At 36.9% G+C, this 6,330-nt stretch carries 10 protein-coding genes; 6 read left to right on the top strand and 4 right to left on the bottom strand.

Translation table 11 applies throughout. The features are described 5' to 3' along the window. Window positions 1-18: 18 nt before the first annotated feature. Complete coding sequence (locus F973_RS14930; RefSeq protein ID WP_004759137.1) at window positions 19-750, bottom strand: hypothetical protein; 732 nt, start codon at window positions 748-750, stop codon at window positions 19-21. 277 nt (window positions 751-1,027) lie between these two features. Here F973_RS14930 and F973_RS01280 point away from each other — a divergent pair, with 277 nt between their 5' ends. The 5 genes from F973_RS01280 to F973_RS01260 all read left to right on the top strand — a co-directional run bounded on the left by F973_RS01280 (window position 1,028) and on the right by F973_RS01260 (window position 3,080). After that, window positions 1,028-1,297 carry a type II toxin-antitoxin system HicA family toxin gene (locus F973_RS01280; protein ID WP_004759134.1) on the top strand — a complete coding sequence of 90 codons (270 nt, stop codon included), beginning with the start codon at window positions 1,028-1,030 and terminating at the stop codon, window positions 1,295-1,297. Then, window positions 1,275-1,541: a type II toxin-antitoxin system HicB family antitoxin gene (locus F973_RS01275; protein ID WP_004759133.1), complete on the top strand. Its 267-nt coding sequence runs from the start codon at window positions 1,275-1,277 to the stop codon at window positions 1,539-1,541. The genes F973_RS01280 and F973_RS01275 overlap by 23 nt, the downstream gene beginning before the upstream one ends. Window positions 1,542-2,264: 723 nt before the next feature. After that, a complete protein-coding gene (locus tag F973_RS01270; protein ID WP_004759130.1) occupies window positions 2,265-2,540 on the top strand; it encodes a type II toxin-antitoxin system RelB/DinJ family antitoxin in 276 nt (91 codons plus the stop codon). Then, window positions 2,518-2,850 (top strand): type II toxin-antitoxin system YafQ family toxin, encoded by a 333-nt coding sequence (locus tag F973_RS01265; protein ID WP_004759129.1) that lies wholly within the window; start codon window positions 2,518-2,520, stop codon window positions 2,848-2,850. Before F973_RS01270 ends, F973_RS01265 begins: the two co-directional genes overlap by 23 nt. A gap of 26 nt (window positions 2,851-2,876) precedes the next feature. After that, entirely contained in the window at window positions 2,877-3,080 is a 204-nt protein-coding gene (locus F973_RS01260; protein ID WP_004759126.1) for a hypothetical protein, read from the top strand. Here F973_RS01260 and F973_RS01255 read toward each other — a convergent pair whose 3' ends face one another. Continuing rightward, window positions 3,081-3,362 carry a hypothetical protein gene (locus F973_RS01255; protein ID WP_004676364.1) on the bottom strand — a complete coding sequence of 94 codons (282 nt, stop codon included), beginning with the start codon at window positions 3,360-3,362 and terminating at the stop codon, window positions 3,081-3,083. It lies immediately after the preceding gene. 224 nt (window positions 3,363-3,586) lie between these two features. Here F973_RS01255 and mobQ point away from each other — a divergent pair, with 224 nt between their 5' ends. Beyond that, a complete protein-coding gene (gene mobQ, locus F973_RS01250; RefSeq protein ID WP_004759125.1) occupies window positions 3,587-5,014 on the top strand; it encodes a MobQ family relaxase in 1,428 nt (475 codons plus the stop codon). Window positions 5,015-5,075: 61 nt separating this feature from the next. On the opposite strand, the gene F973_RS14925 is transcribed toward mobQ, so the two are convergent. Together F973_RS14925 and F973_RS01245 are read right to left on the bottom strand one after the other, a co-directional pair. After that, window positions 5,076-5,231, bottom strand: coding sequence for a BrnT family toxin (locus tag F973_RS14925; protein WP_004759123.1), 156 nt, complete (start codon window positions 5,229-5,231; stop codon window positions 5,076-5,078). A 3-nt stretch (window positions 5,232-5,234) separates the two neighbouring features. Next, a complete protein-coding gene (locus tag F973_RS01245) occupies window positions 5,235-5,804 on the bottom strand; it encodes a DNA-binding protein (protein WP_004676221.1) in 570 nt (189 codons plus the stop codon). Window positions 5,805-6,330 lie beyond the last annotated feature (526 nt).

Below are 6,330 nucleotides of genomic sequence, written 5' to 3'. Positions count from 1 at the left end.
TTGGAAAAAAAGAAGAATTTAAGAAAGTGCTAGCAATTTTAAGAAAGAAAAAGCCTGATAGGACAAGGGTCCTATGAAATTTGTCGTGTACAGAGCTTCTTTAATAATTTTTTTTCTAGATGATCTTCTATATAATTCAAATTCAATTAAAAGACAAACTCTGGTAAATATATCATTAGATTTATTATGATCTTCACTAGTTATTTTAGATTCTGGATACTTACTAGAGGTTAGAATTTCTAAATCTAGAAATTTTTTATAAATATAAAAAGAAGCGCCTATATATTCATGACATAGTAGCTGATTTGCAAGTCTATAATATAAGTGTAAAGGATATTTTTTAAATATCTTATTGGAAACAATATTCGATACAGATTCTATTAAAATATTTTTATCTATTCCTTTTTGTTCAGCCATTATACTTAATAATGCTAATGAAAAATGAATATCATGTTCATGAACTTTATCTGCTGTTTCTTTTGAAATAGAACAATTCTCATAACTATCTGGATCTGGGTGTTCAAATTTATTAAGAACTATTTCAATTCCACATATCAAATAATGTTTAAGTATATGATAAGAATCTATATTTATTGTATGAGATTTAATTTCAGTATCAATCAAATCTAAAAGTAAATCATAAAACTCGTTCTTATCATCTGATAAAGAAACTAGGTTATAAACATCAAAAAAGTGAATAAAATCAATAATATCTAGTGCAACATTCTGTTCTTTTTTTAACTTAGCCAATTTAGTGCTCTCAAAAGTTGATAAAAAAAATACATTTAAAGGAATTTAATTGATAGATATTATTCAAATTATCAACTTAACTCAAACAAGATGAGGAATTAAATATGGAATCAATCCTAAAAGCTTTATTAGTAGTTGTTGTGACTGAAGTCGGAAAAATTATTGTTGATGAAATCAATAGACGCTAACAGGAGATTGAAGAATGTTTTCAAAAATTTTAGCTATTTGGTTATTTGGGAGAGATGTCCATTTCTAAGGGCATCTCTAGGAGAGGGAAATGAAAGCTTGTAAAGTTATAAAAGCATTAAAATCTAAAGGCTGGTACGTCAGGAGAGTTACAGGTAGCCATTATCACTTTAAACATGAAGCAATATCAGGTTTAGTGACAGTGCCATATCATGCTGCCGAAGAGCTAAAGCTAGCTACCTTACAAAATATCATGAAGATGGCACAACTTTCAGAAAGTGATTTTTTCACTAAAAGACATAAAAAAATTATGTTTTATAAAACATCAGGAGTAATGAATGCTATTACCAATAGCTATTAATTTTTCAGGCGGTCTGCCATATTCTGTTTTATTCCCATCATTACCTGGGTGTAACTCTATGGGAGACTCTATTGAAAATGCTATTGAAAATGCTATTGAGGCAGCAACTGTGCATATTGAAATTTTATTAGAAGATAATGAGCCAGTATTGTTAGATGTGCCTAATATTCAAGATTTAATGACTTTAAATGAATATAAAGAATGTGTATGGGCATTAATTGATATATCGCTACCCAAGTCATGAACCATATTCATTCTTTATATTTTCTAAAATTAACATAATACACCTTATACGAAATGCCCCATCTGGGGCATTTCTAGCACTCATTTAACATAAAAGCTCTTATACGAGACTCCAGGTCTGGTGGCTTACTCTCAAGCGAGAAAGATTTTTCTAATTTATTTGTCATAAAAATCTATACTCTATCTATTTGGACATCAATATAAATCAATAACTTAAAATAAATAATTAAACCCAATTAAGCTGCATTAAGATCAGTAGCGAGAAAGATTTTTTCTAAATCTAAAACTACTCGATCAATGATCAATTAAAGCCTGATAGTTATTTTTGTCGGCCAAAATAAACTCCGAAGGACAAGATGAGACATTGAGCGTATGCGAATTGTGTAGGTATTGAAGTAGTACAGCTTGCATGTACTAGTACAATACACATCTTGCCTCATCGTACAAATTTCAGTTTGCTAAAATTTGCCCTTATTTGATCTTTTCATTTGCTAAAATTTGCTTCTATTTGAGTTTAGAGAGACTTTTTTGTTTTTAGGTACTATTTAGTTTAAGTTTGAGATTGACTCTCTATGGTGAAAATATGGCGTTTAAATGCGATATTTTTTATTGGCCTAATTTTTCTGTTTGATCAATAAATCGAAATATCCTTTTATTTGAAATATTCAGGCCTGAATATGCTATTATGTATCTCAACTGAGATACATAACATTCAGGTGAAGATATGACTTCTCAAACCTCTATGCTCCACGTTCGAATTGATGATGAAACCAAGCTACAGGCGCAACAAGCTTTGAAGTCAATGGGGCTGTCTGTTTCGGATGCTGTACGAATCTTTTTGACTCGTGTAGTGGCGGAACAGGCGATTCCATTTGATGTACGTGTACCCAATACCACAACTGTAGCTGCTATGAATGAAGCTGATGCGCTCATTCAGGCAAAGAAAGCCCGTTTTGAAACTGTAGAAGACTTGTTTAATGACCTCGAAAAAAACAGCTAAAGATAAACGGGCCGTTTTACCTCGATCATCGGACTATACCAAAGAGTTTTTAGCAGACTGGCAAAGGCTATCTCGTAGTGGCCGTTATGACATGGGGAAACTCAAAGAGGTCATGATGCTGATTATCGCCAATGATGAGCCTTTGGGTGCTGAATGGGTTGATCATGCGCTAAGTGGTAATCAATGGAAAAATTGCCGTGAATTGCATGTCGGTGGCGATTTTCTATTGATCTATCGTATCGAGCCACTCTCTAAGTTTGAGATGGTGGTTTTTGTGCGTACTGGAACGCATAGCGAGTTATTTAAGTAAGCACCAAACAAAGAGGATCTGTATTTATGAATGAAGCAGAAAAAGAACGGTTAAAAGAGATTTTTAGAAGCTCAAAGGGAATCGTAGATCACGAATTTTCTCAAGAAGTCATTGATGCTTGCCAACCTTATGAAGACGCAAGACACCAGCGTATTTTGAACGGTGAAACGACTCTGGAGCAGGAAGAGGCTGCACTCATGGCAGAGTGGAGACGATTGAACCCTAAATAACTAACCAGCGTTAGAAATAGGTTGTAGCCCGAATAACAATCTATCTCGATCTTCTGTTAAATACTCGTTAAGTTCACCGAGTATTTTTTCTTTGTTAGCTTCATTTTCCATTTTTTTAAGCAAGTAAGAACCAAGTAAAATTTTACGTCTAGTATCTTCTTTTCGTTGTTGATCCGTTGCTTTCTTTTTTTCACGAGCCAAAACAGCTTGCTTCTGAGCTTTAAGCTGTTTCAAACGTTCTTCTTGTTTAGCAATTTGCTGTTCCAAAGATTCGACTTTCATTACAACTCCAATGCCTAAAAAAACCACAGTTAGCATAAGCGTACATGAATTGAAATTCAAGGTACTATCTGCTATCGTGGTTTTCCCAAAGGGCGCACTTTACCATTGAAAAAAATCTTCGATTTTTATTCAATGGAAGTACGGCAGGGGATTCCCCCTACAACCCCAAACCAGCTTATGCAAGCTGGGAAATTTGGAAACCCAAATTTAAGAGCAAAAGCAAAATGGCAATCTTTCATTTTTCAGTCAAAGCGATAAGCCGAAGTGCAGGGCGTTCAGCCGTTGCATGTTCTGCCTATCGTTCGGGTGAAAAACTAGAAGATCATTATCAAGGTAAAATTCAGGACTACACCCAAAAAACAGGTGTGGAATCTAAAAAAATCTATGCACCTGAAAACACCAAAAAAGAATTATTAGACCGTCAAGAATTATGGAATGCAGTTGAACAGGTTGAACGTAGAAAAGATGCAACCTTAGCAAGAGAGTTTGAAATTTCCTTTCCCCATGAGTTTAATGCAGAACAAAGACAAGACTTGCTCGATGAGCTATGTCAGGAAATTGTAGAAAAACATGGTGTGATCGTGGACGCATGTATCCATGCTCCGCATACCAAAAGCGGAAGTGATGAAAGAAACTTCCATGCACACATCATGTTCACCAGTCGGCAGATTGACCCACAGACAGGCGACTTTGCCAAAAAGAAAAATCGAGACTTCAACAAAGAGCAATCCAGTGAAACCGTGAGCCACTGGAGAGAACACTTTGCAGAATTGGCCAACCGCCATTTAGAAAAACATGGTTTTGCAGATCGAATAGATCACCGCAGCTACAAAGATCAAGGCATAGACCTTGAAGCCACTCAACATGAGGGGCCACACGTTACCCAACTTCGCAGACAAGGCATAGACACCGAAATCAGTCTATCCAATGATGCCATCCGTGAACGCAACCAATTTAGCCAACACATCAAAGGTTTAGATCAAGAAATACAAGCATCTGAACGACTGTTGAACAACTTGATTCAGACCAGGGAAAATTTAGACCAGGAACAACGCCAAAAAGAAAAAGACCAGGAACAGCGTTCCCCTGAAGAATTGACCAAAATCGCATATAGCGTTATTTCGCAATATAACGACGCTGTAGCCACAGAAGCAAAAAACATAGCACTAACTACCCAAAAAACAGAAATCGAGCAAATAAACACTGTTTTAGAGCAAATAGAGCTATCAAAAACCAATCTTGAACACCAAAAAGAACAATTAGGCAAAAGACCTATGTTTTTTGGTGGGAAATGGGATGCTGCAAATGCAGAAATTCAAACCCAATGGCAAGAATTGGACAGTCAGGAACGAGATTTAAAGACCAAAACCCCACGTTTAGAACCTGAACGCTATACAGATCGGGCAAAAGAGATCGTAAACAAAGCTAATCCGAACCTGAAAGTCAAACATGATCGAGCAAGACTTCACCTTGAACGTGAACAACAACGAAAGTTAGCCGAACAGGAAAAGCGGAAACAGGAAGCCAAAGCCTTACAAGAGCAAGAAAAACAGGCATTTTTTGCACGTAAAGCCTTGCGTGAACAAGGTAAGCATGATGAAGCCAACAAGATGCTTGAAGCCGAAAAACGAAATAGACCACGTTCAAGATAGGTATATCTATGGTGCAAAATCATATATTTCGCACCATAGATATACCTATTCTTTTTGGTGTTTATAAAGTTGCGCCTACATCATCATAAGATACCATCGTAGGGTCTAAGAAAATACTACACACTTCCTCAAACGCAATCTCACGCCCTCGATAGACCAACTCCATTTTTTGATCATGCCATTCAAACAGTAAGCCATAGTATTCAATCAATGGCATGGATTACTCCTTGACTGCCGTTGTCTTTGGTTGTTTAGGTTTAGTTTCATACTGTTTCAGCCGTTCTTCAAGTAAATCAGCTCGCCCTTTTTGCGTATACGCAATTTCGTTTAGGCGTTGGATCTCGGCTTGCAGTTCCTTTCTTTCCTTGTCGTAGTGGGCTTGTAGTGCCGTTTTCTCATTAATCGCAGTAACTTTTTCGGCATTAGCTTGTCTATTGCTCTCGTTCTGTAGCTCTACCGTTTGACAAAGTTCATCAATGCGGCTCGATGCTTCCTGAAGTGATGCTGTGAGCTGTGCAATATCGGTGGTGTACTGTTCCTGCACACGAGTCACACGTTGCTTCAAGAGACTGGCAAAAGCGTCTGTAAGTGCCGTGATCTCGGTATCTTTTAGTACAATAGCGTCTTTTACGGCTTGGGCTTGGCGGCTGTCATAGTATTCCTTGCGGTACTTCTGCACAGTCGCATTGCTCCCCCCTGTGATCTCAAGGATAGCCGCATTTGTGGCTGTAATCCCTTGCTGTTCAAGACTTTCAATAGCCGTAAATACATCTTTTTTTGTAACTGCCATGACTAAAACCCTCATTGTGTACTGTATTAAACTGTATTATAATACAGTTTAATACAGTACACAATCACTATTTTCACCTGTCTTAATTTAGTTTTTTTAAACAATACATGATCTTACAGAGCGAGTGTCTACGAGCGAACTAGCAATATTCGACCATCGACCCTCTGAAAAACCGCTTTTAAATGACTTGAATCCTAGAAAATCTATATTTTCATGCTGAAATTCGCCCCTAGACCGAGCGTAGCGAGCAAAAAAGCTTTATGAGCGAAGCGAATTCATCGTGCTTTTGCTTTTTATTGAAGTCACAACGAGATGAGCCAAAAAATTGCCCCGACGAATCGAGCGAAAGCGAGATTCAATAGAGTTTGAGCGTAGCGAAAACCAAGGGCAATTTTTCATTCCCTGGGCTTTTAATTATTTTAAATGTTTTTAAATGCTTTTAGACATGCTGAAAGCCTTTGCTTACAATGCTTTCAAGGGTTATATGACTACGTTTACCTACCAATATGACTACGTTTACCTACCA

It is taken from the genome of Acinetobacter sp. CIP 102129 (genome assembly GCF_000368305.1).
GTDB lineage: Bacteria > Pseudomonadota > Gammaproteobacteria > Pseudomonadales > Moraxellaceae > Acinetobacter > Acinetobacter parvus.
This window is presented reverse-complemented; position numbering and strand designations above follow the sequence as displayed.

What these genes read in the sequence shown, in the direction of transcription:
- F973_RS01270 (WP_004759130.1), top strand. Translation starts at nt 2,265, where the DNA reads ATGACTTCTCAAACCTCTATGCTCCACGTTCGAATTGATGATGAAACC.
- F973_RS01280 (WP_004759134.1), top strand. Translation starts at nt 1,028, where the DNA reads ATGAAAGCTTGTAAAGTTATAAAAGCATTAAAATCTAAAGGCTGGTAC.
- F973_RS01275 (WP_004759133.1), top strand. Translation starts at nt 1,275, where the DNA reads ATGCTATTACCAATAGCTATTAATTTTTCAGGCGGTCTGCCATATTCT.
- F973_RS01245 (WP_004676221.1), bottom strand. Translation starts at nt 5,804, where the DNA reads ATGGCAGTTACAAAAAAAGATGTATTTACGGCTATTGAAAGTCTTGAA.
- F973_RS01255 (WP_004676364.1), bottom strand. Translation starts at nt 3,362, where the DNA reads ATGAAAGTCGAATCTTTGGAACAGCAAATTGCTAAACAAGAAGAACGT.
- F973_RS01260 (WP_004759126.1), top strand. Translation starts at nt 2,877, where the DNA reads ATGAATGAAGCAGAAAAAGAACGGTTAAAAGAGATTTTTAGAAGCTCA.
- F973_RS14925 (WP_004759123.1), bottom strand. Translation starts at nt 5,231, where the DNA reads ATGCCATTGATTGAATACTATGGCTTACTGTTTGAATGGCATGATCAA.
- mobQ (WP_004759125.1), top strand. Translation starts at nt 3,587, where the DNA reads ATGGCAATCTTTCATTTTTCAGTCAAAGCGATAAGCCGAAGTGCAGGG.
- F973_RS01265 (WP_004759129.1), top strand. Translation starts at nt 2,518, where the DNA reads ATGACCTCGAAAAAAACAGCTAAAGATAAACGGGCCGTTTTACCTCGA.